Genomic DNA, 25,431 nt, shown 5'->3' with positions numbered 1-25,431 from the left:
ACGCTAGATGATCTCGCAGGCCCCGCCGCCGCAGGCGATGGTTTCTTCCACCGTGGTGTTGTCGCAATCCTCGATCAGCTCGGTGTAGTCCACCTTCACGTACTCGCGGCCCAGGTCTTCCCAGTGCTTGCAGTTGTGCACCCGCTTGAGGCAGCGGGTCATTTTTAGCCTGTCGCCGCCGAAGTAGTTGTTGGCGAACTTGTGGGCCCGGCGCACCCAGTCCTTGCGCGCGAAGATCACCTGGCCCACCGCCTCGCGCACCCGGCGGGGCATGCCCGGCTCCAGCAGGCTGTCCGGGTCGTGGCCGCGCCCCAGGGCCGCGTCGCAGGCCTCCCACAGGTTGTCGTCAAAGGCGTGCAACCCGTCCACGATGAGCCCCGAGGACATGATGGCCCCCACGCCGTAGTGCTCCACGATCTCCTCGGCGGTGAGCACTTCGCAAAAGGGCGCCTGGGGATAGTCCAGGTCCCCGCCGTCCGGGAGTAGCGACACGCCCGAGAAGTACATGCGGTTGTCGTAGATGAACTCGGCCACCTGGTCCCACTGGCCCTCGGGCACGGTGATGGTGTTGGACACGTTGTGGCTCAAAAAGGGCATGATGCAGCGCTCGGGCCGGCGGCCGGCGTCGATCCAGTTGGATTTGGTCATCTTGACGTGCTCCAACAGCTCCACCGGGCTCAGCTCCTTGCGGATCTTGGCGTTGTGAGCCGCCTCGATGCAGAAGGTGATGACCACGCTGTTGCCGTTGGGGTCCCAGACGCTTTCTTCGACAGCCAGGGGGTTCTTCTGGCGGAAGAAGTCCACGATGGGCTCGCCGTCGTTGGCCTGGGCCCGGCGGAAGTAGCGCCTCGCGTGGTGGGGGTGGATGCCCGAGCTGGTGCCCAGGATGCAGCTGGTGCTGCCCGCGGGCTTGATGCAGGTGGCCCGGGCAGCGGGGTTCAGGCCGATGCGCGCGGCCACCTCCAGGTTCACCTCCATGATCAGCTGGGCCATGCGCTGCTGGATGTCCGGGTCGAATGCCACGTGGGGGTTTTCCATCATGCCGGTCATGGACACGCCCAACAGGGCCTCGCGGCGGGCGATTTTCTCGCTCACCTCGCCCAGGTATTCGAAGCCGGTGTAGTCGGCCTGCAAGGTGCCCAGGATGGCCGCGGCCCGGGCCGCCTCGGCGAACTTCTCTTCCGTGTCCACCTGTCCGATGTTGATCTCGCAGAGGTTGCAGAAGGCCCAGCCCGAAACGCCGTCAAGCTGGGGGTAGAGCCCTATCTCCACGCAGGGGTTGTAGGTGATCTCACGGTGGTCGGCCCATACGAAGCCCGGCTCGCCGAACTCCTTGACCGCCTGCATCAGGCCCATGAACTGCTCGCGGTCGGTCTCGTCGCGGATCAAGAGCGCGGAGTTGTTGGAGCGGGCCCGCTGGGGGTTCTCCACGAACCAGTTGCCGGTCTTGGCGGTGGCCATCTCGTGGTCGTCCGGAGAGAACAGGCAGATGGTGGCGCTGCGCCGCACCCCGCCCGAGAGCACCGCGTCCGAGGCGTGCATCAAGAGATCATAGGCGTGGATGGGCTTGAGGCGGCGATGGCCTTGGGCCACCACCCGGTCCAAAAGCTGGCGGATCAGCTCCAGGCTGCGCTTGAGGGGCTCGGGGCCGGGGGCCTTGCCCGCCCCGCCGGTGATGGGCGAGCCCTTGGGCCTGATCTGGGAGTAGTCGAACTCCACGGTCAGGCCATGGTGCTCGGGCGAAGGCTGGTCGGCGGTGAAGTAGGCCGAGAGCAACACGCCCAGGGCGTCGGCCCAGCCTTCGATGGTATCCGGGATCACGTAGCGCACCGTTTCGGGGGTGGGCGGGACGATGTCGGGCAGCTTGGCGATGTGGTGCCACTGCACCGAGAAGCCCACCCCGCAGCCGCAGAGCAAGAGCCACAGCGCCTCGGGGAAGAAGCGGGGCCGGTCGCAGTAAGAGGTGGTGCAGTTGTACATGCGCGCGTTCTTGTTCAGGATGGGTTCGCCGCCGAACTGGAGGGCCCGCTGGCTGCCCAGGACCAGGCGCTTTTGCATCGCCGTACCCACTTCGCGCAAAAGGTCCTCTATTACCAGGTCCTTGCGCCCGAAGTGGCTGCGGTGCATGTCCAGCACCCGCTCCACGGCCTCGTCAAAGCTCTCGCGGCGTTTGAGGCTGGGGATGTATCGGCTGTACTTGCTGGCGAAAACGTACTCTTGCAGGTTCCACACGCTCATGCGGGCTATCTCCTCAGTGCTACATGCAGTGCTATGTTCCGAACAAGATACAACATGTTGTACCTTGAGCGCAACAAGAATAATTCCTAATTTTTAGGCGGAGAGGCCGCGCAAAGCGGCGGGGCGGGGGAAGGCCCCGCCCCGGAGTCGGTCGGTCTCGGGCCGGTCTAGCGCAGGAACTCGTTGGTCTCCCGTTCTTGTTTCACGGTGCTGCGGGGGGAGGGCCCGTAGTGGTGCCCCGGCCAGACGATGGTGTCGTCGGGCAGGCTGAGCACCTGATTCTTTATGGATGAAAGCATCTTGGGGAAGGAGCCGCCGGGAAGGTCGGTGCGGCCCACTCCGCCCACGAACAGGGTGTCGCCGGTGAAGACGTGGCCCGGGGTGTAGAGGCAGACCCCGCCGTCGCTATGGCCGGGGGTGGAGAGCACCTTGAGCTTGACCTCCTCGCCGGCGGTGATGACGTCGCCGTCTTTCACCGTCTGGTCGGCGCGGGGGATATCGCTACAGCCCAACATGCGGGCGAAGTCCAGGGAGTGGGGGCTGACCATGGCCTCGGCGTCGTCCTCGTGGATGATTATGGGCGCGCCGGTGAGGGCCTTGAGCTTGGCGTTGCCGCAGGTGTGGTCCGGGTGGGCGTGGGTGTTCACGATCTTCACGATCTTCAGCCCCTCGTCCTCGGCCCGCTTGACGATGTCTTCCTCGTTGCCCGCCGGGTCGATCACGATGGCCTCGCCGGTCTTTTCGCAACCCACCAGATAGGCGAACACCGCCATCTGACCCACCAGCATCTGGATAACTTTCATGCCGTTTCTCTCCCTAGTACCGATGCGCTATGCCGTTGCAACAGAGGCTAGCAAAGCCGGGCCCCCCTGTCCAGCTTGAGCGCGAAGTGCCCTGGTTTGGCTTATTTGCCGGTGGCGTAAGAGTGCAGCCCGCTCAACAACAAGTTAACCCCGAAGTAGGTGAACAGCACGCAGGCGAAGCCGATCAGGGAGAACATCGCGATGCGCTTGCCCTGCCAGCCCCGCATGAAGCGGCTGTGCAGCAGCGAGGCGTAGACCAGCCAGGTGATCAGCGACCAGGTCTCCTTGGGGTCCCAGGACCAGTAGGTGCCCCAGGCGCTGTTGGCCCAGATGCTGCCGGTGACGATGCCCGCGGTCAAGAGGATGAAGCCCACCACCACGGTCTGGTAGATGAGGTTGTCCAAGAGCAGCGCCCGGGGCGAAGCCGGGTCCTTGGCCTGGCCGGTGACCAGGTACATGGCCCCCAGGGCGGCCGAGACCCCGAAGCCGGCGTAGCCTAGGAAGCAGGTGATCACGTGGGCGATCAGCCAGTTGGACTTGAGGGCGGGCAACAGCGGCTTGATGGCCGGGTCCAGGGTGAGGGCGTAGAGCAGGGCCAAGAAGGCCAGGGGCATGGCAAAGGCCCCGATGGTGCGGATCCAGGTGGCCAGCTCGATGATCAAATAGATCACCGCGATGGTCCAGGCGAAGAACACCAGAGACTCGAACAGGTTGGAGAAGGGCGCGTGGCCGATGCCCATCTGGTGGCTGGCCACCCAGCGCATGACGATGGCCGCGGTCAAGGCCGCGAAGGCCACCCAGTTGAGGCCCGAGGCGGCCCAGCCAAAGACCTTGGACTTGAAGGCCCAGGCGCACAAATAGAGCACCGAGGTGCCCAATAGGGCGAAAGTGACCGCCACGATGATCTGGTTGCTTAAGGCTTCCATGGGCTCACTCCCCCGTCTTTTGTCCGGCCCGCAGGCGCTCGGCCAGGCGGGCGGTGAGCCGCGCCAGGCCGGGGCGGTTCTTGTTGGTGGCCGCGGCCAGCTCCACCCGGGTGCGGCCCTGGCCGGTGGGGCTCAGGCGCAGCCACACCTTGCGGTGGCTGAAGTAGAAGGCGATGAAGAAGCCGACCACCATCAAGCCGCAGCCGATCCAGATGAACCACACCCCGGGGTCGTACTTGACTTGCAGACCGCTGTAGGGCGCGGTGACCGCCTTGATCAGCCCGAAGCTGACCGGGCCGGCCTTCATGGGAATCTTGGCCCCGGCCCGGAAGGCGGTGAGCTGCTGGGGCTCGCTCCGGCCCTTCTGGTACAGCACGCGGGCGATGGGGCCGGTGTACATCTTGCCCATGTCCACCTTGTCGCGGTAGGCCATGATACCCGCGCGGCCGCCGCCGGGCATTTCGCTCCACTGCTGGTTGTACAGCTTTACGCGGTGGGTCTGGCCCTGCTCGTCGGTGAACTCGGCTTCCACCTCCTTGATGGAGGTGCCGTAGGAGGCCTGGTAGAAGTCGATGCCCTTGTACTCGGCCGGGTCGTTGACGATCAGGCTGGCCTTTTTGACCACCTTGCCCTGGTCGATGAAGGTGACCTCTGAGCGGTACTCGCTGGGCATGCCGTTGTCGTAGAAGGACATGGTGAACTTGTCCAAGTGCAGGGTGAAACCCAGCTCCTTGGGCTGGCCGTTGTCCAGGGTGATGGCCCGGACGCTCTGGCCTTCCACGATGTTGACCATGCCCGCGTAGCCCCAGAAGTTGCCCACCAGGGCCCCGGCCATGATCACCAGCACGCTGGCGTGCACCAGGTAGACCCCGAAGCGGCTCCAGCCGCCCCGCTGGGCGAAGAGAGTGGTGCGCTCCTGGTCCTGGGCGCTGGAGACCTTGCCCACCAGGCTTTGCAGGACTTGTTTGACCTTGGGCAGGTTGGCGCCCGGGTCGCCGGGCAGGGTGATGCTCTGTTTGGGCTTGCGCATGGCCGCGGCCTCGTCGGCCGGGTCCTTGCCCAGGATGCGCAGGGTCAGAGAAAGGCGGTTGATGGAGCAGATCACCAGGTTGGCGGCCAGCATGGCCAAAAGGAACACAAACCAGGGGGCGTGATACATGTCATCCAGGCCCAGGGCCTGGAACAAACGCCACCCCGCCTCGCCAAAGGCGCGCACGTAAACCGCAGCCGGCTCCTTCTGGGGGATCAGGGTTCCCGCGATGGAGGTGACCGCCAACAAAAGCAGCAAGAAAAAGGACAGCTTCACCGAGGCGAAGAAGTCCCAAACGCGTTCCAAAAATGGTTTACGGGGCTGGTCTGCGCTCACGCCGCCTCCTTGTTGGGGAGCGTTTTCTTGGGAATGACCAGTAAGGCTACCACAGGGGTAGGGGGGCGGCAACTTCTCCGAATGCCCAGGAAAGCAAGGGGTTTATCCTGGCGGCCCGGCGGAGTTCGTCCGGCGCGGGGCCCTACTCCCGGGGAGAGGGCAACATGCCGTTGAGGCTCACCGCGCCCCGGCCCAACAGGTCGTGCAAGTGCACCAGGCCCAGGACCCGGCCCTTGGGGCTGACCACGGCCAGGGCGGTGATCTGCTTGTCTTCCATCAGGTGCAAGGCCTCGGCCGCCTGGGCCTCGGGGCTCACGGTCAGCGGGGCCGGGCTCATCAGGCTGCTCACCGGCCTCTCGCCCAGCTCCACCCCGTTGGACACCGCCCGGCGCACGTCGCCGTCGGTGAAGATGCCTTTCAGCATCCCCCGGCTGGTGATCAAGACCGTGCCCAGGTCGCCCTGATCGATTACCTTCACCGCCTCGTTGATGGGGGTGGAGGGCCGCACCGTGGGCACCGCCTCGCCCTTGGTCATGATCTCGTTGACCTTGAGGGACAGGCGCTGGCCCAGGTTGCCGCCCGGGTGGTGCAAACGGAAGTCCTCCACCTTGAAGGCGCGTTTTTCGATGAGCACCACGGCTAGGGCGTCGCCCATGGCCAGGGCGGCGGTGGTGGAGGCGGTGGGGGCCAGGCCCAGGGGGCAGGCTTCGCGCTCCACCCCGCAGTCCACCACCAGATCCGAGGCCTCGGCCAGGGGCGAGTCCAGCCCGCCGGTGAAGGCCACCACCTTGGCCCCGTGACGCCGAAGCTGGGGCACCAGGCTCACCAGCTCGTGGGTCTTGCCGCTGTGGCTCAGCGCCAGGACCACGTCGCCCTTCATCACCACCCCCAGGTCGCCGTGCAGCGCCTCCACGGGGTGCAGGAACAGGGCGGTGGTGCCGGTGGAGGACAGGGTGGCCTGAATTTTACGGGCCACGATGCCGCTCTTGCCGATGCCGGTGGTGATCACCTTGCCCGGGGAGTCCAGGATCAGTTGCACCGTCTGCTCGAAGCTGGTGTCGAGGCGTTTTTTGAGCCGCTCGATGCCCTCGGCCTCGATGGCCAGGACCTCGCGGGCCTTTTTAAGGATGTCGCTCAAAGCTTGGCCTCAGTGCTCCATGCAGAACTTGCCGCCGCCCTCTTCAAAGGCAACCGGGTAGCAGCCGTCGTAGCAAGCCAGGCAGAAGCCCTTGCGGGTGGCGGTGGTGGCGGTCAAGAGGCCCTCGATGGACAGATAGCCCAGGGAGTCCAGGCCCAGCATGTTCTGGATCTCCTCCACCTTGTGGTTGGAGGCGATCAGCTCGCCCTTGGTGGAGAAGTCGATGCCGTAGTGGCAGGGGAAGCTGGTGGGCGGGCAGGAGACCACCATGTGCACCTCGGCCGCCCCGGCCGCCCGGATGTTCTCCACGCGGGCCATGGTGGTGGTGCCCCGGATGATGGAGTCCTCCACGATCACCACCTTCTTGCCCTTGATCAGCGAGCGCACCGGGTTGAGCTTGACGCGCACCCCGAAGTCGCGCATGTCCTGGCTGGGCTGGATGAAGGTGCGCCCCACGTAGTGGTTTCTTATCATGCCCATCTCAAAGGGCAGGCCGCTGGCCGAGGCGTAGCCCAGGGCGGCGTAGTTGCCGCTGTCCGGGAAGGGCATGACCAGGTCCGCGTCCGGGTGGGGGAACTCCTTGGCCAGCTGGGCCCCCTGGCGCTTGCGCACGTCGTAGACCGTCTGGCCGAAGATGCGGCTGTCGGGCCGGGCGAAGTACACGAACTCGAAGATGCAATGGGCGTGGCGCTGGCGGGAGAAGGGCTTGATGGAGCGCAGGCCGTTCTTGTCGATGAACACCACCTCGCCGGCCTCCACCTCGCGGATGAAGCGGGCGTCGATGAGGTCCAGGGCGCAGGTCTCGCTGGCCACCACGTAGGCATCGCCCAGGGCGCCGATGCACAGGGGTCTGAATCCCTGCGGGTCGCGGGCGGCCACCAGGGTGTCCTCGGTCATGAACAGGAAGGTGTAGGCCCCCTGGAGCTGACAAAGGGCGGCGACCAGGCCTTCCTCGAAGCCCAGGTGGATGTTGCGGGCCAGCAGATGCATCACCACCTCGGAGTCCATGGAGGTCTGGAAGATGCTGCCTTCCCGCTCCAGGTGACGCCGCAGCTGGTGGGCGTTGACCAGGTTTCCGTTGTGGCCCACGCAGAGGCTGTGCCCCGCGTAGTCGATGATAAAGGGCTGAGCGTTGCCCAGCACCGAGGAGCCGGTGGTGGAGTAGCGCACGTGGCCGTTGGCGATGTGCCCGGTAAGGCCCTTCAAGTCCCGCTCGGAGAAGATGTCGGGCACCAGGCCCATGGCCCGCTTCTGACGGAAGCGCTTGCCGTCGCTGGTGACGATGCCGGCGGACTCCTGGCCCCGGTGTTGCAAGGCGTAGAGGCCGTAATAGGTCAGACGGGCGGCCTCGGGATGTCCGAAGACACCGAAGACCCCGCAGTACTCTTTGGGGTGGTCATCGCACGGCTGGTTCATGGCGCCCATCCTATCACAGTGGTTGTGCATTGTCGCCGAACCTTAATACCCCCTAGGCCTCGCCGTAGTAGTCCTGCAGCGGGGTCACGGTTATGGTGTCGTTCTTTAAAAGTGCCTCCACCGCCAGGGCGGTGGCCTTGGCCGCGGCCAAGGTGGTGATGTAGGCCAGGCCCCGGTCCAGGGCGGTGCGCCGGATCTGGTAGGCGTCCGACGCCGGGCCCTTGCCCTCGGTGGTGTTGATCACCAGATCGATCTTGCCGTTGATCATGTCGTCCACCACATGGGGCCGCGCCTCGGAGACCTTGAACACGTGCTCGCAGGCTATGCCCTGCTTGGTCAAAAAGGCGTGGGTGCCGGTGGTGGCCACCAGGTTGAAGCCCAGGCGGTGGAAAGTGGCCGCGATGGGCGCGGCCGCCGCCTTGTCGGCGTCCTTCACGCTGATAAACAGGGTGCCCTTGGTGGGGATGCGCTGGCCCGCGCCCAGCTGGCTCTTGGCATAGGCCAGGCCCAGGTCGCGGTCGATGCCCATCACCTCTCCGGTGGAGCGCATCTCCGGCCCCAGCCAGGGGTCCACGCCGGAGAAGCGCACAAAGGGGAACACCGCCTCCTTGACCGAGTAGTGCTCCGGGAAGAATTCGGTGGTGATGCCCTGGTCGGACAGGCTAAGGCCCATCATGACCTTGGTGGCCACCTTGGCCCAGGGGATGCCCGTGGCCTTGGACACGAAAGGCACCGTGCGGCTGGCCCGGGGGTTGACCTCCAAGAGGTACAAGAGGCCGTCCTTGACCGCGTACTGCACGTTCATCAGGCCCTTGACCCCCAGCTCCTTGGCCAGTGCGTAGGTGGCCTCTTTGATCTCCTCGATCATGGCCGGGTCGAGGTTGTGCGGGGGCAGCACGCAGGCGCTGTCGCCCGAGTGCACGCCCGCCTGCTCGATGTGCTCCATGATGCCGGCCACCACGCAGGCGCCGGTGTGGTCGCCCACCGCGTCCACGTCCACCTCCACCGCATCCTCCAGGAACTTGTCCACCAGGATGGGGTGGTCCGGGCTGGCCTGCACCGCGGTGGTCATGTAGCGCTCCAGCGACTCGTCGTCGTAGACGATCTCCATGGCCCGGCCGCCCAACACATAGGAGGGGCGCACCACCACGGGGTAGCCGATGCGCTGGGCCACGGCCAGGGCCTGCTCCACGCTGGTGGCGGTGCCGTTGTCCGGCTGGCGCAAATCCAGAAGGTTGAGCAGGGCGCAAAAGCGGTCGCGGTCCTCGGCCCGGTCGATGGCATCCGGCGGGGTGCCCAGGATGGGGGCCCCGGCCTTTTCCAGGGGCACGGCCAGGTTCAGCGGGGTCTGCCCGCCGAACTGCACGATGAGCCCCTCGGGTTTCTCGGAGTCGATGATGTTGAGCACGTCCTCTTTGGTCAGGGGCTCGAAGTAGAGCTTGTCGCTGGTGTCGTAGTCCGTGGAGACCGTCTCGGGGTTGGAGTTGACCATGATGGACTCGATGCCCATCTCCTTGAGGGCGAAGGAGGCGTGCACGCAGCAGTAGTCGAACTCGATGCCCTGGCCGATGCGGTTGGGCCCGCCGCCCAGGATCATCACCTTGCGCTTGTCCTCGGCCCGGCACTCGTCCTCGGTCTCGTAGGTGCTGTAGAAGTAGGGCGTGTAGGCCTCGAACTCGGCGGCGCAGGTGTCCACCAGCTTGTAGGTGTGCTCTATGCCCAGCTCCTTGCGCCGGGCGCGCACCGAGTCCTCGTCGCTGCCCGCCGCATGGGCGATCTGGCGGTCACTGAAGCCCATCTCCTTGGCCCGGCGCATCTGCCCGGTCTCCAGCTGGCCCAGGGCGTTGTTCTGCAGCTGGCCCCAGGGGCGGTGCTGCTCCAGCTCGCCGGAGAACTTCACGATCTGCTCGATGTTGAACAGGAACCAGGGGTCGATGGTGGTGAGCTTGTGGATGTCCTCGACGCTCATGCCGCTCTTGAGGCCCTGGGCCACCCAGAAAATGCGCTGGCTGTTGGGGGTGGTGATGAGCGAGCGCAGGCGCTCTGGGCTCATCTCCGGGGCCTCGGGGGAGGGGTCCTTGCCGTCGCCTAACAGGCCGGCCCGCCCGATCTCCAGGCCGCGCAAGCCCTTTTGCAGCGCCTCCTTGAAGGTGCGGCCAATGGCCATGGTCTCGCCCACGCTCTTCATGGAGGTGGTGAGCACGTCCTCGGCGCCGGGGAACTTCTCAAAGGCCCAGCGGGGCACCTTGACCACGCAGTAGTCGATGGTGGGCTCAAAGGAGGCCATGGTCTCCTGGGTGATGTCGTTGGGCAGCTCGTCCAGGGTGTAGCCGATGGCCAGCTTGGCGGCCATCTTGGCAATGGGGAAGCCGGTGGCCTTAGAGGCCAGGGCGCTGGAGCGGCTCACCCGGGGGTTCATCTCGATGACCACCAGCTCGCCGTTGGCCGGGTTGATGGCGAACTGCACGTTGGACCCGCCGGTCTCCACCCCGATCTCGCGCATGATGGCGATGGAGGCGTCGCGCATCACCTGGTACTCGCGGTCGGTCAGCGTCTGGGCCGGGGCCACGGTGATGGAATCGCCGGTGTGGATGCCCATGGGGTCCAGGTTCTCGATGGAGCAGATGATGACCACGTTGTCCTTGCGGTCGCGCATCACCTCCAGCTCGAATTCCTTCCAGCCCAGCACCGACTCCTCGATCATTACCTCGTGGGTCAGGCTGGCCGAAAGGCCGTGGGCCGCGATGCGCTCCAGGTCGTCGCGGTTGTAGGCCACGCCGCCGCCGGTGCCGCCCAGGGTGAAGGCGGGGCGCACCACCACGGGATAGCCGATGCGCTGGGCGGACTTGAGCACCTGGTCCATGGTGTGGCAGATGTCGCTGGTGGGCACCCGGAGGTCGATGTTCTCCATGGCCTCGCGGAACAGCTCGCGGCTCTCGGCCTTTTTGATCACCTCCGGGGTGGCGGCGATCATCTCGATGCCCAGCTCTTCCAGGATGCCGGTCTCGGCCACCTGCAAGGCGGTGTTGAGCCCGGTCTGGCCGCCCAGGGTTGGCAGGATGGCGTCGGGCCGCTCGGCCCGGAGCACCTCGATGACCATCTCCGGGGTGATGGGCTCCACGTAAGTGCGGTCGGCCATCTCCGGGTCGGTCATGATGGTGGCCGGGTTGGAGTTGACCAGCACCACCTCCATGCCCTCTTCCTTGAGGGCCTTGACCGCCTGGGTGCCCGAGTAGTCGAACTCGCAGGCCTGGGAGATGATGATCGGCCCGGAGCCGATGATCATGATCTTGTGTAGGTCGGTGCGCTTGGGCATCTTGTCAGCTGTCTTTTCCCGGCCATGGCCGGTGGGTTGCAGGCCAAGGGCCCGTGAGGGCCCGAATCCTAAAATTTATCGCCGAGGCTGGTAGCCGTCCACCAGCATGGCCTTGAGCATCTCCAAGGGGGTGCTCAGTTGGTTGGCGTCGGCCGCCGCCTTGAGGGTCTGGCCGGGGGCCACCTTGAGCCCCGCCTTGGTCAAACGGGCCTTGATGGCCTCCGGGCTCTGGCCCGCGGCCTGGGCCACGCCCGCCAGGGTCTTGTTGCCGATACCCGTGCCCGCGAAACGCTCCTCCACCTCCTGGGCGTTGTACAGGTGGCCCGTGGGCTTGGCCGGGGCAACCGGCTTTTCCAGGGGCTTGAGGAGCACGTAAAGCTCCATGGGAGAGACGCGGTTGGCCCGGGCGATGTCGAGCACCCGCGCCTGGAGCGACACGCCTTGCATGCCCTTGGCCTTGAGCAGTTCCATTGCCGCCGGGGCGGGCAGGCCCACCTTCTTGCAGAACACCGAGAGGCGAAGCTCCTCGGCATGGCCGAAGGGCGGCTCGTGGGCCGGGCTGGTAACCCAGGAGCCCTTGAGATAGCCGTTCAGGTCGATGAGCCAACTGAGGGGCGGGAAGGGCTTGATGCCCGCCGCCACCACCAGAACCAGGGCGGCCAGGGTGATGATCAGCTCGCGCTTGCGGCCGGCCATCTGGGCCGCCTTGCCCTTGAGGTAATTGACAAAAGGCTTCCAGTTGAACCAGAGGTGGAAGCCCGCCGCCACCAGGAACAGGATGGAGCTGATGATGTGGATGTCGCCCCACTGGGTCTTGGTCAGGCCCAAGAAGCTCCAGTCGGTCCAATAGGCGATGCGCCCCTGGGGCATGAAGTAGGCCACCAAGCCGCTGAGGCCCATGACCAAAAGGCCCGCCCCGCTCAGAAGCGAGGTGAGCCCCCTGAGGCTCAAGCTGGATTTCGCGGCGCTCATGCGGTGTCGCCCATTCCCCGCGAACTGGCCTCAGGCCAGCGGCTGTTTGGTCCGCATCATTTCCTGGAAGCGGTCGAAGAGGTAATCCGCGTCGTGCGGCCCGGGCGCGGCCTCGGGGTGATACTGCACGCAGAACAAGGGCACCTCTTTGTGGCGGAGGCCTTCCAAGGTGCGGTCGTTCAGGTTCAGGTGGGTCATCACCACCTGCGGGTCGTCGATGGTGTCCGAGTCCACGCAGAAGCCGTGGTTCTGGCTGGTGATCTCCACCTTTTCCGTGGCCAGGTCCATCACCGGCTGGTTGGCTCCCCGGTGGCCGAACTTGAGCTTGAAAGTCTTGCCGCCCAGGGCCTGGCCGATCATCTGGTGGCCCAGGCAGATGCCGAAGATGGGCGAGCGGCCCATGAGCTCCTTGACCGTCTCAACCACGTAGGTCACCGCGGCCGGGTCGCCGGGGCCGTTGCTCAGGAAGATGCCGTCGGGCGAGCAGGCCAGGATGGTCTCGGCCGGGGTCTTGGCCGGCACCACCAACAGCTTGTTGCCCCGGTTTTCCAGGCGCCTGAGGATGTTGTACTTGATGCCGCAGTCCAGGCACACCACGCGGGACTCGCCCTCGCCTCCGGCCCACAGGGCCTCGGGGTCGATCTCGCCGCTCAGGTCCAGCTCGCGCTCCACCTTGCCGCCGATCCAGCGGTAGGCCGTGGGGCAGGTGACTTCCTTGACCAGGTCTATGCCCACCAGGCCCGGGCTGGCCGAGGCCTTGGCCTTAAGGCTGGCCGGGTCCAGGTCCTCGGTGCTTAGCACGCCCTTCATGGCTCCCTGGATGCGCAGATGGCGGGTGAGCGCCCGGGTGTCCAGGCCCTCGACGCCCATGACCCCGGCGGCCTCCAGGTATTCCCTGAGGCTCGAGGTGGAGCGAAAGTTGGAGGGGAACTCCTGGTATTCCTTGACCAAAAAGGCGCTGACCTGCACGGCGCGGCTTTCCACGTCCTCGGGGTTGGTGCCGTAGTTGCCGATCAGGGGATAGGTCATGGCCAGCATCTGACCCTTGTAGGAGGGGTCGGTGATGGCCTCCTGGTAGCCGGTCATGGCCGTGTTGAAGCAGACCTCGGCCGCCACCTCGCCGGAGCCGGCAAAGGCGCGGCAGGGGAAGGCGGTGCCGTCTTCCAATACTAAGAGGGCGTCTTTGGCTACTGACACTAGCTGTTTTCCTTGAGCCCCCGCACCGCCGCGTCGGGGTCCAGGGGCTTGACGTTCTTCACAATATGTTCCCGCACCGCCTCGCCGGGCGGCGTGCCTTGTTTGTAACACAGATAGCCTGATTTTACACCCATGGCCCGCATCACGCGGCTGGCCAAAAGGGGCCAGATGACCCCCAGGTCGCCGGTTAGGGGCAGGGCCCCGGGCAGCCGGGCAAACCCGCTCATCTCCATGCGGAAGGGCACCTTAAGCCCCACCGCCTTGGGCTTTCCCTGGTCGATGGCCGCGCCCACCGCGCCCTTGTCGCGCTGCATGGCCCAGACCCGCTCCAGGTTGGGGTCCAGGTCGATGCGCACCACCGCCTTGCCGCCCAGGCTGTAGGTGGCCTGGCCCTCGTGACGGGGCCACATGCCGTGGCCGGTGAAGGTCTCGAAGGGCCCGTCGTGGATCTCCTGGGTCAGAGCCACCCCGCTCTCTATTATAAGGTCGGCCGAGCCCAAAAGCCCGGCCACCCGGGCCGATCGCTGGGAAATAGTTATGCTGTCGCCCACGGCCAGGCCCACCTGGCCCCCGCCCACCAGCTGGGGCACGCTGACCAGGCAAGGCACCCCCCGCCGGGCGCAGGCCCCCAGCATGGTCAGGGGGTCGCAGCCGCGCCCCACCACCGCCTCCAGGGGTTGGCCCAGGGAGCGGGCCAGGGGCTCCAGACGGCGGGCCGCCCGCTCCACCCCCAGGCCGGTGGGGTAGGCCAAGTTGCCGGCCACCTTGATGATTTCCTTGCCGGGCGCGGAGAGTAGCCGCCGGTAATAGTCGCGGTCCAGGTTGGTCTGCTTGGCCAGCTCGACCGCCCGCTCGGCGCCCAAAAGGGCCACCTCCACCTTGCCGTCAGCCGGCAGCCCGGCCGGGTCCAGGTCCAGCTTAGCCCCGTCCACCCGGCGCACCCGCTCCAAGACCCCGGCCATCTCGTGGCCTACCACCGCGCTGGAGGTGAGCACCCCGTCCACCAGGCCCAGGCGCACCAGCTCGGCCACCATGCAGGTGACCCCCTCGTGCAGGTTGGGGCCCGATCCGGTGGCCACCACCACCTTGCCACCGTTTTGCTTGATCTTTTTCCACAGGCGCACCACCTGGGTGAGGCGGCGCTTGGTGGTCTGGTCCAGGCCGGCGGCCAGGCGGGCCAGGTCGGCCTGGCTCACTAGAGGGCGGGGGTTGGGCTTGGGGCGGGCCATGGGCTCAGACTCCCTTGCGTTCCAAGGCGTCCAGGATGCGCCCGGCTGCGGACCGGGCCGCCTCGGCATAGCCCTGGGCCACCTTGCGGGCGGCCTCGCCCCGGCGGGCGGCCTCGGCCGGGTCGGCCAGCATGTGCTGCCACCAGGCGGCCAGCTCGGCGGCGTCGGCCACCTCTTGGGCCGCGCCTTGGGCTTTCAGCTCGCGGGCGGCATCCAGAAAATCGTTCATGTCCCGGCCAAAGGCCAGAGGCCGTCTCCAGGCGGCGGGCTCCACCGGATTCTGCCCGCCCAGCTCCACCAGGGAGGCCCCCACGAATGCGGCCCTTCCCAGGCCGTACAGGGCCATGAGCTGGCCCATGGCGTCCACCACCACCAGCTTGGTGTCAGAGTTGCGGGGGCTGGCGGGCGATAGCTCGCTCCACAGCGCGGCGCTCAGGCCCATTCCCCGCGCTTGGGCCAGCCAGCGGGGGGCGCGCTCCACGTGGCGCGGGGCCACGGCCAAGATCGCCTCGGGGCGCTGGGCCAGCACCGAGGCGAACGCCTCCAGCACCGGCTCCTCCTCGCCCGTGCGCGCGCTGCCCGCCACCAAAAGCGGGGCCTCGCCCAGGGCCAGGCGGGCAGTTGCCTCGCTGGTGTCGCAGGCCTCGGCCCGCTGGATCATGCCCGCGTACTTGGCGTTGCCGTCCACGGCCACCCGCTCGGCGGGCGCGCCCAGGGCCACGGCCCGCTGTGCGTCCTCGGGCCCGATCATGCCCAGGCGCGCAAAGCGGCCCAGGCAACCGGCCACCAGGGGGCGCACCTTCATGTAGCGCGGGAAGCTGCGCGGGCTGATGCGGCCGTTGAGCAAGAGCAGCTCGGTGCCGCGATGCTCCAGCCAGGCCAGGAAGTTGGGCCACAGCTCGGTTTCCAGGGAGGCGTAGACATGGGGCCGCACCTTGCCCCATGCGGCGGCCACGGCCCAGGGGGCCTCCAGGGGGAAGGGCAGCACCCTTGCCCGGCCCGCGAATACCTCGGCCGCCCGCTCCAGGCCCTTGGCCGTGGAGGAGCTAACGCTCAGGCTTATCTCCGGACGCGAGGCCCAAAGCTCGGCGGCAATGGCCTCGGCCACGCCCACCTCGCCCACGCTCACCGCCTGGAGCCACACCCGGGGGCCTGGTCCGGCCTCGGGCTGGTCGCGGTAGAGACCCAAACGAGCCCACAGCTCGTCCCAGCGCCCAGCCAGGCCCGAGCCCAGCCACAGGACAGGCAACGCCGTCCCGGCCAAACCGAGGGCCAGATTATAGGTGATGAGAGATTGGTTCATTGCCGCCCGCTTGCCCGCCGAAAGCCCGCATGGCTCCTAGGGTTGCCCCATTTATAGCGGTGCCCCGGCAGTGCGTCAAGGCAGCCGGTTTTACGGCCGATTCGGGCGGCGCGCCGGGGCCTACAACTCTCCCAATATCCAGCCCTCTACCTCGGCCATTTGGCGCTGCCCGGGAGTAAGGTTGGTCCGGAAAAAGTTTGGAAGGTCGCCGTCCAGGTCCTTTTGTTGCATCCACTTGGCCACTGCGTAAGCGTCCCGTTGATGATCCAAGAATTTGCCGGGAGGCGAGAACTCTTTCCAAAGGGCAGGGTAGACTTCCGCCACCGTGGACACGCCGGGAGTAGGAAGCCAGCCATCAAAGGGCCAGAAAAATACCCGGTTGCCCAACTCCCGCCGGAGGTGCAGCAACCAGGGGAGCCCGGCGTGGGTTGAGTTGGCCACCGTGCCGGTAACATTGAAGTGGAAGACGGATTTGGCTTTATTCCGTTTTTCGGTTTCCCGCCGCCAGGTGGCCTCGCCCGCGCGCTCTTTGCCGAGCCCCGCCGTGTCCTTCAGCTTGGATACTACAGCGCCCTCTTGGTCGCTCGGCCAGTACTGATGGAAGTCTTGAAGGAATGAGCCCCAGTCGCTCTTCAAGCCATATTTGACGAAATACTGGCCGGGAAAGGAAAAGGCGTGGTCAATGCCAACCAGAGTTGGCCCCTCTTCCCTTAACTGCCCCAAAAGCCAGTTCGCCAGTTCGCGGCGGGTCCAGTTCCAGGCCGGGTTCGTGGGGGTACGAACTTCCTCTGGGTCGTCATCCCCCTCGGCCAGATAAACCCTCAGCCCGCTTTGCCGCGAGTCAGGTGTCCTGGCCCCGGAGTAGTCCACCCCGATGTAACGCTGAAATGCAGCCATGTCCCCCCCTTTTAAGGCGCGCTAGTGCGCCTCGGCCCAGTTGGCCCCCCAGCCGATGTCCACCTTGAGCTCCACGGCCAGCTTGTAGACCTCTTCCATCTCCGTGCGCACCCGCTCGGCGAACTTCTTCACTTGGCTTTCGGGCACCTCGAAGACCAGCTCGTCGTGCACCTGCAAGATCATCAGGGCGTCGGGGTATTCCTTGTCCAGCATGGCCTGCACCTTGAGCATGGCCAGCTTGATCAGGTCCGCGGCGGTGCCCTGGATGGGCGTGTTCAGGGCCACGCGCTCGGCCGCCTCGCGGGCGATGCGGTCGGAGGAGTTGATGGTGGGCAAATAGCGCCGCCTCCCCAGGAGGGTGGTCACGTAGCCCTTGTCCCGCGCTCCGGCCAGGTTGGCCTGCTGGAAGGCGGCGATGCCCGCGTAGCGGCCCAGGTACTTGTGGATGATCTCCTGGGCCTCGGAGTTGCTGATGCCCTGCTCGCGGGCCAGGCGGAAGGCGCTCATGCCGTAGAGCACCCCGAAGTTCACCGTCTTGGCCCGGGCGCGCATCTCCTTGGTCACGTCCTTTGGCTCCACCTCGAACAGGCGCGAGGCCGTCTGGGTGTGCACGTCCAGGCCGTGGGCCATGTCCTCTAGGAGCAGGGGATCCTGGCTCAGATGGGCCAGCACCTTGAGCTCGATCTGGGAGTAGTCCGCGCTGAGCATGAGCTTGCCCGGCTCTGGCACGAAGCACTCGCGGATGCGGAGCCCCAGCTCGGAGCGCACCGGGATGTTTTGCAGGTTGGGGTCCGAGCTGCTCAGGCGGCCGGTGGCGGTCACGGTCTGGTTGAAGCTGGTGTGCACCCGCCCGGTCTCCGGGTTCACCAACACGGGCAGGGTGTCCACATAGGTGCCCTTGATCTTGTTCAAGGTGCGGTAGTTGAGCACTTCGGCGGGCAGGGGGTGCTGCGCGGCCAGGATGGTCAGGACGGTCACGTCCGTGGAGTAGCCGGTCTTTTTCTTGGTCTTTTTCACCTGGGGCAGGCCCAGCTCCTCAAAGAGCACCGTGGCCAGCTGCTGGGGTGAGTTCAGGTTGAACTCGTGCCCGGCCAGCTTGTAGCAGGATGCCTCCAGGTCCTTGAGCTGCCCCTCCAGCTCCTTGCTCAGCTCGTTCAGGGCCTCGGTGTCCAGCTTGACCCCGTTCATCTCCAGCCGAGCCAACAGCGGCACCAGGGGCATCTCCAGGTCGGTGAACAGCGGCTCCAGCCCCGCTTCCTCCAGGCGGGGCTCCAGGACCCGCGCCGCCTGCCAGGCCACGTCCGCGTCCTCGGCCGCGTAGGGCGTGGCCTTGTCCAGATCGGCGAAGGCAAAACTCTGGTTCTTGCCGCCGGTGGCCTCTTCGTAGGAGATCATTCCCCGCCCCAGGAACTCGGCCGCAATGGCGGTCAGGCCGTGGGAGTTCTTGCCCGGGTTGAGCAGATAGGAGGCCACCATGGTGTCAAAGGATATGTTGGCCAGGGGCGCGCCCGCCCGGGTGAGCACGATGTGGTCGTACTTGAGGTTCTGGCCCACCTTGGCCACCTTGGCATCGGCGCACAGGGGCTCCAAGAGCTTCAGCGCCTCGCCGCGCTCCATCTGCTTTTCGCCGTCCGGGAGCTGGTGCCCCACGGGCACGTACACCGCCTCGCCGGATTTGCAGCACAGGGAGAAGCCCACCAGCTCGGCCTCCATGGGGTCGATGCTGGTGGTCTCGGTGTCGATGGACACGCGGCCCTTTTTTTCGGCCTGGGAGATGATCTCCTTGAGCTCGGCCGGGTCGGTGACCAGGCGGTAGTCGCCCTCGCCCTTTTTAGGCTCGGGCGCGAACTGCTTGAGCAGGGAGCCGAACTCCAGCTGGGCCAGCACCGGGGTGAGCACCTCGGGGTCGGGCTCCTCAAAGGCGAAGGCCTCGGGCACGAACTTTACCGGCGCGTCGACGGCCAGCTTGGCCAGCTTCCAGCTCATGCGCGCGTCGTCCGCGTGGGCGATGAGATTCTCGCGCATCTTGGACTTTTTCATCTCCGGCGCGGCGGCCAGCACCGCCTCCAGGTCCGGGTGCTCGCCCAGCAGCTTCACCGCCGTCTTGGGCCCCACCCCGGGCACGCCGGGGATGTTGTCCGTGTTGTCGCCGGTGAGCGCCTGGAAGTCCACCACCCGCTCCGGCCCCACCCCCAGCTTGTCCAACACCTCCTGGGGCCCGTAGCGCAGGTCCTTCATGGTGTCCCAGAGGGTCACGTCGTCGTCCACCAGCTGGTAGAGGTCCTTGTCGCCCGAGACCAGCACCACCTTGAAACCCTTGTCCTCGGCCTGGCGGGCCAGGGTGGCCATGAGGTCGTCGGCCTCGTAGCCCTCCATCTCCATGGCGGGCAGGTTCAGGGCGGTGACCACCTGCCGGACCAGGGGGAGCTGGCTCTTGAGAGCCGGGTCCAGGGGCGGGCGGTTGGCCTTGTAGGGCTTGTACATCTCGTGGCGGAAGGTGGGGCCCTTGGCGTCGTAGATCACGCCCAGATACTCGGGCTTGGCGTCGGCCAGCACCTTCAAGACCATCTGCACGAAGCCGTACACCGCGCCGGTGGGCACCCCGCCGCTGGTGGTCAGGTTCCTGATGGCGTGGAAGGCGCGGTGGATGTAGCTGGAGGCGTCCAGCAGATATAGGGTCGGCTTGGTGGCCACGGCCGCTCTCCGTTCATGAGGGTGGGCGGGGCGGATGCCCCTGGGGTCAGCCTAGGCTCCCGGCGCCTATAGGGTCAAGCCTGCTCCGAGGCCCAGATGAGGGCGCGGGCCAGGTCGATGCGTTCTTGCCTGAGGCTGGGGGCCAGCTCCAGGGCCATGGCGCTGAGGCGGTTCAGGGCCTGCTGCACCAAGTCCCAGTCCACGGTGGGGTAGCTCTCGCCCTGGTCGAAACCCGAGCGGGGGCAGGCGTGGCCTCCCCCGGCGGCGGCCACGGGCACGCCATAGATGCGGCAGGTCAGGGGCCGGGAGGCGTAGAGCAGGCAACGGCCCTTTTGCAGCAGAGGGCAGGCCACCCGCGCCCGCGAGAAGGTTTTCAGGCGCTCCTCCTCGGGCTGGTTCAGGGCCAGGCGGGTGATCTTGTCGAACTCGGCGGCGGCCTTTTCGGCCCGGCGCAGGGCCTCGCGGCGTTCGGCCCGGGGCAGGGCGCGGAAGGCCAGGGCCAGGCCCAGCACCTCGGCCGGGGTGAGGTCGAACACCGCGCGGCAGCAGTCGTCGCAGCCGGAGCCGCATTTAACCTCGGCCGGAAAGGCCTGGGCCACCTGGGCAAAGGCGCCGTCGGCCTGGGACCACAGCTCGGCCAGGGCCTTTTGAAAGGCGGCCGGGTCGAGGGGCGGTGTGCTGGGCTCGGGGCTCATGGGCTCTCTTTCCTCGCTGGGGTGCGGCTACTGTAGGCCAGGGCTTCCGGCCCGTCAACCCGCCGGTTCTTTGTAATCCCCGGTGAATGGTGTCTATAATAATTTTAGTGAGACCACATATCAGCGGGCGCGCGATGCCGCGCCCGTGCCCGAAAGGAGACAAGCAATGGCCGAGTTTTTGAATCCCTTCTCCGGTGTGACTCCGGGCCGCAAGCTGACCAACCGCGAACTGGCCCGCGCCCTGCGTCTTTCCCTGGCCGCCGAGCAGGAGGCGATCCATCTTTATGAGGCCCTGGCCGACGCCACCACCAACAAGCTGGCCAAGGCGGTTCTGCAGGACATCGCGGACGAGGAAAAAGAACACGCCGGCGAGTTCCAGCGCCTGATCAAGATCCTCTGGCCGGACGAGGAAAAGTGGCTGGAGCACGGTGCCGAGGAAGTGGACGAGATGGCCGCCAAGCTCAGGAAGAAGCCGGCCAAGAAAAAGGCCGCCCCCAAGAAAAAGAAGTAGCCATGCGCTGTTGAAGCGCGGCTACTAAAGCCAGCGCCCGCCGGCGGAACCTTCGGGTTCCCCTCGGCGGGCGTTTTTTATTTAACCGGCGTCGCCAGAGGCCGGGATGCTGGGTTGGCGGCTTCGCTCCAGCCTCGACGTAGCTTAGGCTACGCCTCCATCTGCTGCTCGCCGCCGCCTGGCCAAGCCGGCCTTAGAAGGACCATCTCAGGGCCAGGCTGACCACCAAGCCGTTCTCCAGGTTTATGCGGTCCTGGTCGCGGTCATCGTAGTCGTTGCCCTCAAACCACAGGCGGTCAAAGGCGTAGGCCCCGGAGAGATCCAGCTTCAAGTCGCGGTTGAAGTGCACCCTCAGGCCGGCCTTGCCTTCCTTTTGATAGAAGAACCAGCGGTCCTTGGTGTCACTGCGGTCGCTGAGGAACCAGCGCTGGTAGGTCCAGTCAAAGCCCACGTAGGGCTCCAGCCAAGGCAGTATGCGGTAGCCGATGCGGGTGATGACGCTGCGGGGGTAGATGTAGGTGGCGGCCAAGGTCCATTTGGGGTCGGGCCGCCAGCGCACCATGGCCAGGGGCAGACCCAAAAGCAGCCAAAGCTCCTTGCCGGTGGTGTAGGAGTAGGCCACGCCGGGGATGGGAATGCCGGCCAAAAAGTCGCGGGTGTTGCTGTAGTTGACGAAAAACAGCCAGTAGTGGCGCTTGCTCTGGGGCACCATCAGCGAGGCGGTGGCCCCGATGGAGGTGTCGTCTAGCTTGTTGAAGGGCTTGTCGCTGGGCGAGCCGATGGTCAGGTTGGCCGCGGCCACCCATCCCCGGTCCAGCTTGTAGCGGTAGCTGGCCCCGGCGCGCAAGTCCCATAAATCGTCGGGGAAAGGCCGGTTGCTCTGGGGCAGGATGGCGTCGGTGTTCACCGCCATCAGGGCGGCGCGGCCGTTGATGGAGAACTCGTGGCGCGAGTTCTGCCATACCGGAAAGACGAAGCGGAGCGAGTTCTCCAGGTAACCCATGTCCACTTCCTGGCCCTCCACCGTGCGGTCCGGCGAGTAGCTGCCTTCATAGGAGATGTTGGATTTCATGTCCCCCAGGGTGGTGTCGAACCAGGAGGTCATGTCTTGGGCCCGGGCCGTGCCGGCCATGAGCAGGCAGCACGACAGTCCCAGCAACGTCAGGCATAGGCAGCTTAGGCGTTTCATGGCGTGTGGGGCTCCCCGTTTGATGGTGGCGATTTAAAAAAAGCTAAGCACGCGAGGGGCGGGTGTCAATGCAAAACCGGGAGCGGCCGCCCCTAGGCCCGGGGGGCCGGGGCACTCTTGCCCTGACGGGGCGCGTCCCGGCTGAATAAATAGAATACCACAGCCGAGGCCATGGCTATGGTGGCTATGCCGAAGGCCGGAGCGTAGCGCTCTATGCCCACCGCGTTCTCCGGGGCGTGGAACTGCACCGCCAGGCCCATGAGATGCAGGAAAACCCCGCCGCCGGCCATGGTGAAGAAGTTCACCCCGGTCAAGGCCATGCCGCTCATCTGGGAGGGCATCACCTCCTTGATGTGGGCGTAGATGATCGCGCCCCAGGAGCTGGACATGCCCATGCAGAAGAGCAGGCCGCCCAGGAGCACCTCGCTGGAGGTGGCCCAGCCCAGGGTCAGGCACAGCTCGGCCACGGCCAGCCCGCTCATGCCGATCACCGCCATCCACTTGCGGGTGTCCAGCACGCGGTCCGAGAGCCAGCCGCCCAGGGGCGAGCCGATGATCATGCCCAGGTTGAGCAAGAGCAGCAGGTTGCCCGCCTTCACCGAGGAATAGCCCAGGCCTTCCACCAAATAGGGCCCGGCCCACAGGCCCTGGATGGCCACGAAGGTGCCGTAGCGGCAGAAGGTTCCCCAGGAGGCGCACCAGTAGTCGCGGTTGCCCAACAGGGTCTTGATGCGTTGCAGGGTGCTCATGGCCGGGGCGGGGTCGGCCCCTTCCTGGGCCTCCTGGTAGCCGGGCGGATGCTCGCGCACCAGCCACCAGAACAGTAGGGCCACGGTGATGGTGAAGATGCCGATGACCACGAAGGCCCAACGCCAACCCACCATCTCGGCCAGATAGGCCAGGGGGGTGGCGGCCAGCATGTTGCCCATGGTGCCGATGGAGAAGATCAGGCCGGTGAGGGTGGCGAACTCCCGGGGCGAGAACCAGTTGGTGAACAGCTTCATGGGGCCCATGAGGTTGCCCGCCATGCCCAGGCCGATCAAGAGCCTGCCCACCGAGGCGCCCAGCATGGTGTCGGCCATGGCGAAGACCATGGCCCCCACCCCTCCCAGCAGGGAGAGAAGGGTCATGGTCAGGCGGGCGCCCAGGCGGTCCAGGTACAGGGCCAGGGGGATCTGGGCGGCGGCGAAGGAATAGAAAAAGGCCGCCCCCAAGAAGCCCAGCTGCTCGGCGTCCAGGCCCAGGTCGGCCTGAAGCTGGGGGGCGATGATGGCCCCGGAGACGCGGTAGAACTGGGAGCATAGGAACAGGCAGGAACTGAGCACGAAAACCAGCCAGCGGCGGCTCTGGCGATACGCCGATGCCTCCGCTGCGGCCTGGTTGCTTGCGGTCACTTTTGGCCCCCTTGCCCGAGAACGGGGGAGGAAGATGAACTGGCAGGCAAGTGCCCGGCCCCCTCAGCCCGGCAAAAACCATTGCACCTTTTTATGGCAAATGTTATAAAAAAACAAATATTGTTTTGCCAAGCCATATTGTCCTGTAATTCTGGCAAGTTGCGATGCCCGCTCCCCGCGTATTCGCCAGCCGGCCGGGGCAATGGCCTGGTTTCGCGCTGGGGTAACTCGTATTAGGATGCCGGAGATTCCTGCCAAATGCCACTAAGCACCGTAAACAACCCCGTGCAAGCCGGCAGGCGCTACCTGTCCGGCAACGACGCGGCCGCCGAGGGGGCCATCGCCGCCGGGTGCCGCTTCTACGGCGGCTATCCCATCACTCCCTCCTCGGAGATCATGGAATACATGAGCCGGGAGCTGGAGGCCCGGGGCGGCGCCTTCCTGCAGATGGAGGACGAGATCGCCTCCATCTCCTCGGTGGTGGGCGCTTCCTGGACCGGGGCCAAGGCCATGACCGCCACCAGCGGCCCGGGCGTGAGCCTCATGCAGGAGTGCCTGGGCTACGCCGCCTTCACCGAGACCCCGGTGGTGGTGGTGGACGTGCAGCGGGCCGGCCCCTGCACCGGACAGGCCACCAAGGTGGGCGCGGGCGACATCATGGCGGTCAAGTGGGGCTCCCACGGCGACTACCAGGTGGTGGCGCTCAGCCCCTGGTCGGTGCAGGAGATGTTCTCGCTGACCGTGGAGGCCTTCAACCTCTCCGAGCGCCTGCGGGTGCCCGCCTTCCTCCTGGCCGAGGAAGCCACCGGCCATCTGCGCGAGCGGGTGGACATGCCCGAAACGGTGGAGGTCTACAACCGGGACTACGTGCCCGGCGAGCCGCCTTTCGGCACTGACGACCCGGCGGGCATCCCCTCCATGCCCTCCTTTGGCGACGGCGAGAAGCTCATGGTCACCGGCTCCACCCACGACCGCTTCGGCTTCCGCAAGACGGAAGGGCCCGCTTTCCACGACGCCCTGGTGCGCCGCCTGAGCAACAAGGTCTTGAGCCGCAAGAACGAGATCTGCCGCCACGAGGGCTATCACCTGGACGACGCCGAGCTGGTGGTGGTGGCCTACGGCTTCACCGCCCGCTCCGCCCTTAGCGCGGTGCGCGCCGCCCGCCAAGCGGGCATCAAGGCGGGGCTGTTGCGCCTGATAACCATCTGGCCCTTTGACAACGAGCTGATCAGCCGGGTGGCCGGGGGCATCAAGGGCTTCCTGGTGCCGGAGATGAACCTGGGCCAGGTGGACGGCCTGGTCCGGGCCTATGCCGGGAGCACCCCGGTGCGCTCCCTGACCCAGGTCAACGGCAGCACCATCAGCCCGGCGAGCATCCTGGCCGCCCTAAAGGAGATGTGCTGATGGCCCGCTCCATGGAGAAGTACCTGCGGCCCGAGGTGGTCACCACGCCTTTCTGTCCCGGCTGCGGCCACGGCGTGCTCATGGGCTCGCTGCTCCGGGCCATCGACCAGCTGGGCCTGGACATGGACCAAACGGTGTTCGTCTCGGGCATCGGCTGCGCGGCCTGGATTCCCAGCCCCAACTTCGCGGCCGACACCCTACACACCCTGCACGGCCGGGCGGTGGCTTTCGCCAGCGGCGTGAAAAAAGCCAACCCGGACCTGAAGGTGATCGTGGTCTCGGGCGACGGCGACCTGGCCAGTATCGGGGGCAACCACCTGATTCACGCCGCCCGGCGCAACCTGGACCTCACGGTCATCTGCGCCAACAACATGATCTACGGCATGACCGGCGGGCAGATGGCCCCCACCACGCCCCAGGGGCACCTGACCGCCACCAGCGTGAAGGGCAACCCCTACCGGCCCTTTGACCTGTCCAAGCTGGTCAAGGGCGCGGGCGCGCCCTACGTGGCCCGGGGGGCGGTGGTTCGGCCCTACGAACTGATCGGCTACTTGAAGAAGGCCATCGCCAGCGAGGAGTTCGCCTTCGTGGAGGTGATGAGCCCCTGTCCCACCCAGTACGGACGCCGCAACAAGTACGACTCGCCCGGGGCCATGTATGACCGCCTGGGCGAGATGTGCGCCAACTTCAGCGACGCCGATTGCCCCCTGCCCGAGGGGGCCCTGCCTCTGGGGGAGTTCTAA

19 protein-coding genes are annotated in these 25,431 nt (G+C 66.3%); 3 read left to right on the top strand and 16 right to left on the bottom strand.

The genetic code is table 11. The features are described from left to right. Positions 1-3: 3 nt before the first annotated feature. The 14 genes from KQH53_09035 to KQH53_08970 all read right to left on the bottom strand — a co-directional run bounded on the left by KQH53_09035 (position 4) and on the right by KQH53_08970 (position 20,190). Positions 4-2,238 carry a hypothetical protein gene (locus tag KQH53_09035; protein ID MCB2226808.1) on the bottom strand — a complete coding sequence of 745 codons (2,235 nt, stop codon included), beginning with the start codon at positions 2,236-2,238 and terminating at the stop codon, positions 4-6. 167 nt (positions 2,239-2,405) lie between these two features. Next, the gene (locus KQH53_09030; protein MCB2226807.1) at positions 2,406-3,041 is read right to left on the bottom strand and encodes an MBL fold metallo-hydrolase; all 636 of its coding nucleotides are present in this window, start codon (positions 3,039-3,041) and stop codon (positions 2,406-2,408) included. A gap of 101 nt (positions 3,042-3,142) precedes the next feature. Continuing rightward, positions 3,143-3,967, bottom strand: a complete 825-nt coding sequence (gene ccsB, locus KQH53_09025; GenBank protein ID MCB2226806.1) for a c-type cytochrome biogenesis protein CcsB — start codon at positions 3,965-3,967, stop codon at positions 3,143-3,145. Between the two features lie 4 nt (positions 3,968-3,971). Next, on the bottom strand, positions 3,972-5,333 hold the full coding sequence (locus KQH53_09020) for a cytochrome c biogenesis protein ResB (GenBank protein ID MCB2226805.1): 1,362 nt from the start codon (positions 5,331-5,333) through the stop codon (positions 3,972-3,974). A gap of 142 nt (positions 5,334-5,475) precedes the next feature. Further along, positions 5,476-6,471 carry a KpsF/GutQ family sugar-phosphate isomerase gene (locus tag KQH53_09015; protein ID MCB2226804.1) on the bottom strand — a complete coding sequence of 332 codons (996 nt, stop codon included), beginning with the start codon at positions 6,469-6,471 and terminating at the stop codon, positions 5,476-5,478. Between the two features lie 9 nt (positions 6,472-6,480). Next, positions 6,481-7,887, bottom strand: a complete 1,407-nt coding sequence (locus KQH53_09010) for an amidophosphoribosyltransferase (protein ID MCB2226803.1) — start codon at positions 7,885-7,887, stop codon at positions 6,481-6,483. Between the two features lie 52 nt (positions 7,888-7,939). Next, positions 7,940-11,203 (bottom strand): carbamoyl-phosphate synthase large subunit, encoded by a 3,264-nt coding sequence (gene carB, locus KQH53_09005; protein MCB2226802.1) that lies wholly within the window; start codon positions 11,201-11,203, stop codon positions 7,940-7,942. Between the two features lie 75 nt (positions 11,204-11,278). After that, entirely contained in the window at positions 11,279-12,175 is an 897-nt protein-coding gene (locus KQH53_09000) for a DUF4405 domain-containing protein (protein ID MCB2226801.1), read from the bottom strand. A gap of 30 nt (positions 12,176-12,205) precedes the next feature. Next, a complete protein-coding gene (carA, locus tag KQH53_08995) occupies positions 12,206-13,372 on the bottom strand; it encodes a glutamine-hydrolyzing carbamoyl-phosphate synthase small subunit (protein MCB2226800.1) in 1,167 nt (388 codons plus the stop codon). Beyond that, positions 13,372-14,601, bottom strand: coding sequence for a hypothetical protein (locus tag KQH53_08990; GenBank protein ID MCB2226799.1), 1,230 nt, complete (start codon positions 14,599-14,601; stop codon positions 13,372-13,374). The genes carA and KQH53_08990 overlap by 1 nt, the downstream gene beginning before the upstream one ends. 4 nt (positions 14,602-14,605) lie before the next feature. Further along, positions 14,606-15,904 (bottom strand): hypothetical protein, encoded by a 1,299-nt coding sequence (locus KQH53_08985; protein MCB2226798.1) that lies wholly within the window; start codon positions 15,902-15,904, stop codon positions 14,606-14,608. Between the two features lie 120 nt (positions 15,905-16,024). Next, on the bottom strand, positions 16,025-16,801 hold the full coding sequence (locus KQH53_08980; GenBank protein ID MCB2226797.1) for a hypothetical protein: 777 nt from the start codon (positions 16,799-16,801) through the stop codon (positions 16,025-16,027). Positions 16,802-16,822: 21 nt separating this feature from the next. Then, positions 16,823-19,495, bottom strand: a complete 2,673-nt coding sequence (gene polA, locus KQH53_08975; protein MCB2226796.1) for a DNA polymerase I — start codon at positions 19,493-19,495, stop codon at positions 16,823-16,825. 74 nt (positions 19,496-19,569) lie between these two features. Next, on the bottom strand, positions 19,570-20,190 hold the full coding sequence (locus KQH53_08970) for a YkgJ family cysteine cluster protein (protein ID MCB2226795.1): 621 nt from the start codon (positions 20,188-20,190) through the stop codon (positions 19,570-19,572). A gap of 166 nt (positions 20,191-20,356) precedes the next feature. Between KQH53_08970 and KQH53_08965 the strand changes: the two genes are divergently transcribed. Further along, a complete protein-coding gene (locus tag KQH53_08965; GenBank protein ID MCB2226794.1) occupies positions 20,357-20,701 on the top strand; it encodes a hypothetical protein in 345 nt (114 codons plus the stop codon). Positions 20,702-20,894: 193 nt separating this feature from the next. On the opposite strand, the gene KQH53_08960 is transcribed toward KQH53_08965, so the two are convergent. Further along, complete coding sequence (locus KQH53_08960; GenBank protein ID MCB2226793.1) at positions 20,895-21,890, bottom strand: hypothetical protein; 996 nt, start codon at positions 21,888-21,890, stop codon at positions 20,895-20,897. A gap of 92 nt (positions 21,891-21,982) precedes the next feature. Continuing rightward, complete coding sequence (locus KQH53_08955) at positions 21,983-23,284, bottom strand: MFS transporter (GenBank protein MCB2226792.1); 1,302 nt, start codon at positions 23,282-23,284, stop codon at positions 21,983-21,985. A gap of 258 nt (positions 23,285-23,542) precedes the next feature. Here KQH53_08955 and KQH53_08950 point away from each other — a divergent pair, with 258 nt between their 5' ends. Both KQH53_08950 and KQH53_08945 read left to right on the top strand, forming a co-directional pair. Then, on the top strand, positions 23,543-24,688 hold the full coding sequence (locus KQH53_08950; GenBank protein MCB2226791.1) for a 2-oxoacid:acceptor oxidoreductase subunit alpha: 1,146 nt from the start codon (positions 23,543-23,545) through the stop codon (positions 24,686-24,688). Then, positions 24,688-25,431 carry a hypothetical protein gene (locus tag KQH53_08945; GenBank protein ID MCB2226790.1) on the top strand — a complete coding sequence of 248 codons (744 nt, stop codon included), beginning with the start codon at positions 24,688-24,690 and terminating at the stop codon, positions 25,429-25,431. The genes KQH53_08950 and KQH53_08945 overlap by 1 nt, the downstream gene beginning before the upstream one ends.

The sequence above is a fragment of the Desulfarculaceae bacterium genome (genome assembly GCA_020444545.1).
Lineage (GTDB): Bacteria > Desulfobacterota > Desulfarculia > Desulfarculales > Desulfarculaceae > Desulfoferula.
Note: the sequence above shows the minus strand (reverse complement) of the source record. Positions and strands in the feature narration are given on the sequence as shown.

What these genes read in the sequence shown, in the direction of transcription:
- KQH53_09035 (MCB2226808.1), bottom strand. Translation starts at nt 2,238, where the DNA reads ATGAGCGTGTGGAACCTGCAAGAGTACGTTTTCGCCAGCAAGTACAGC.
- KQH53_09030 (MCB2226807.1), bottom strand. Translation starts at nt 3,041, where the DNA reads ATGAAAGTTATCCAGATGCTGGTGGGTCAGATGGCGGTGTTCGCCTAT.
- ccsB (MCB2226806.1), bottom strand. Translation starts at nt 3,967, where the DNA reads ATGGAAGCCTTAAGCAACCAGATCATCGTGGCGGTCACTTTCGCCCTA.
- KQH53_09010 (MCB2226803.1), bottom strand. Translation starts at nt 7,887, where the DNA reads ATGAACCAGCCGTGCGATGACCACCCCAAAGAGTACTGCGGGGTCTTC.
- carB (MCB2226802.1), bottom strand. Translation starts at nt 11,203, where the DNA reads ATGCCCAAGCGCACCGACCTACACAAGATCATGATCATCGGCTCCGGG.
- KQH53_09000 (MCB2226801.1), bottom strand. Translation starts at nt 12,175, where the DNA reads ATGAGCGCCGCGAAATCCAGCTTGAGCCTCAGGGGGCTCACCTCGCTT.
- KQH53_08990 (MCB2226799.1), bottom strand. Translation starts at nt 14,601, where the DNA reads ATGGCCCGCCCCAAGCCCAACCCCCGCCCTCTAGTGAGCCAGGCCGAC.
- KQH53_08985 (MCB2226798.1), bottom strand. Translation starts at nt 15,904, where the DNA reads ATGAACCAATCTCTCATCACCTATAATCTGGCCCTCGGTTTGGCCGGG.
- KQH53_08980 (MCB2226797.1), bottom strand. Translation starts at nt 16,801, where the DNA reads ATGGCTGCATTTCAGCGTTACATCGGGGTGGACTACTCCGGGGCCAGG.
- KQH53_08970 (MCB2226795.1), bottom strand. Translation starts at nt 20,190, where the DNA reads ATGAGCCCCGAGCCCAGCACACCGCCCCTCGACCCGGCCGCCTTTCAA.
- KQH53_08965 (MCB2226794.1), top strand. Translation starts at nt 20,357, where the DNA reads ATGGCCGAGTTTTTGAATCCCTTCTCCGGTGTGACTCCGGGCCGCAAG.
- KQH53_08960 (MCB2226793.1), bottom strand. Translation starts at nt 21,890, where the DNA reads ATGAAACGCCTAAGCTGCCTATGCCTGACGTTGCTGGGACTGTCGTGC.
- KQH53_08950 (MCB2226791.1), top strand. Translation starts at nt 23,543, where the DNA reads ATGCCACTAAGCACCGTAAACAACCCCGTGCAAGCCGGCAGGCGCTAC.
- KQH53_08945 (MCB2226790.1), top strand. Translation starts at nt 24,688, where the DNA reads ATGGCCCGCTCCATGGAGAAGTACCTGCGGCCCGAGGTGGTCACCACG.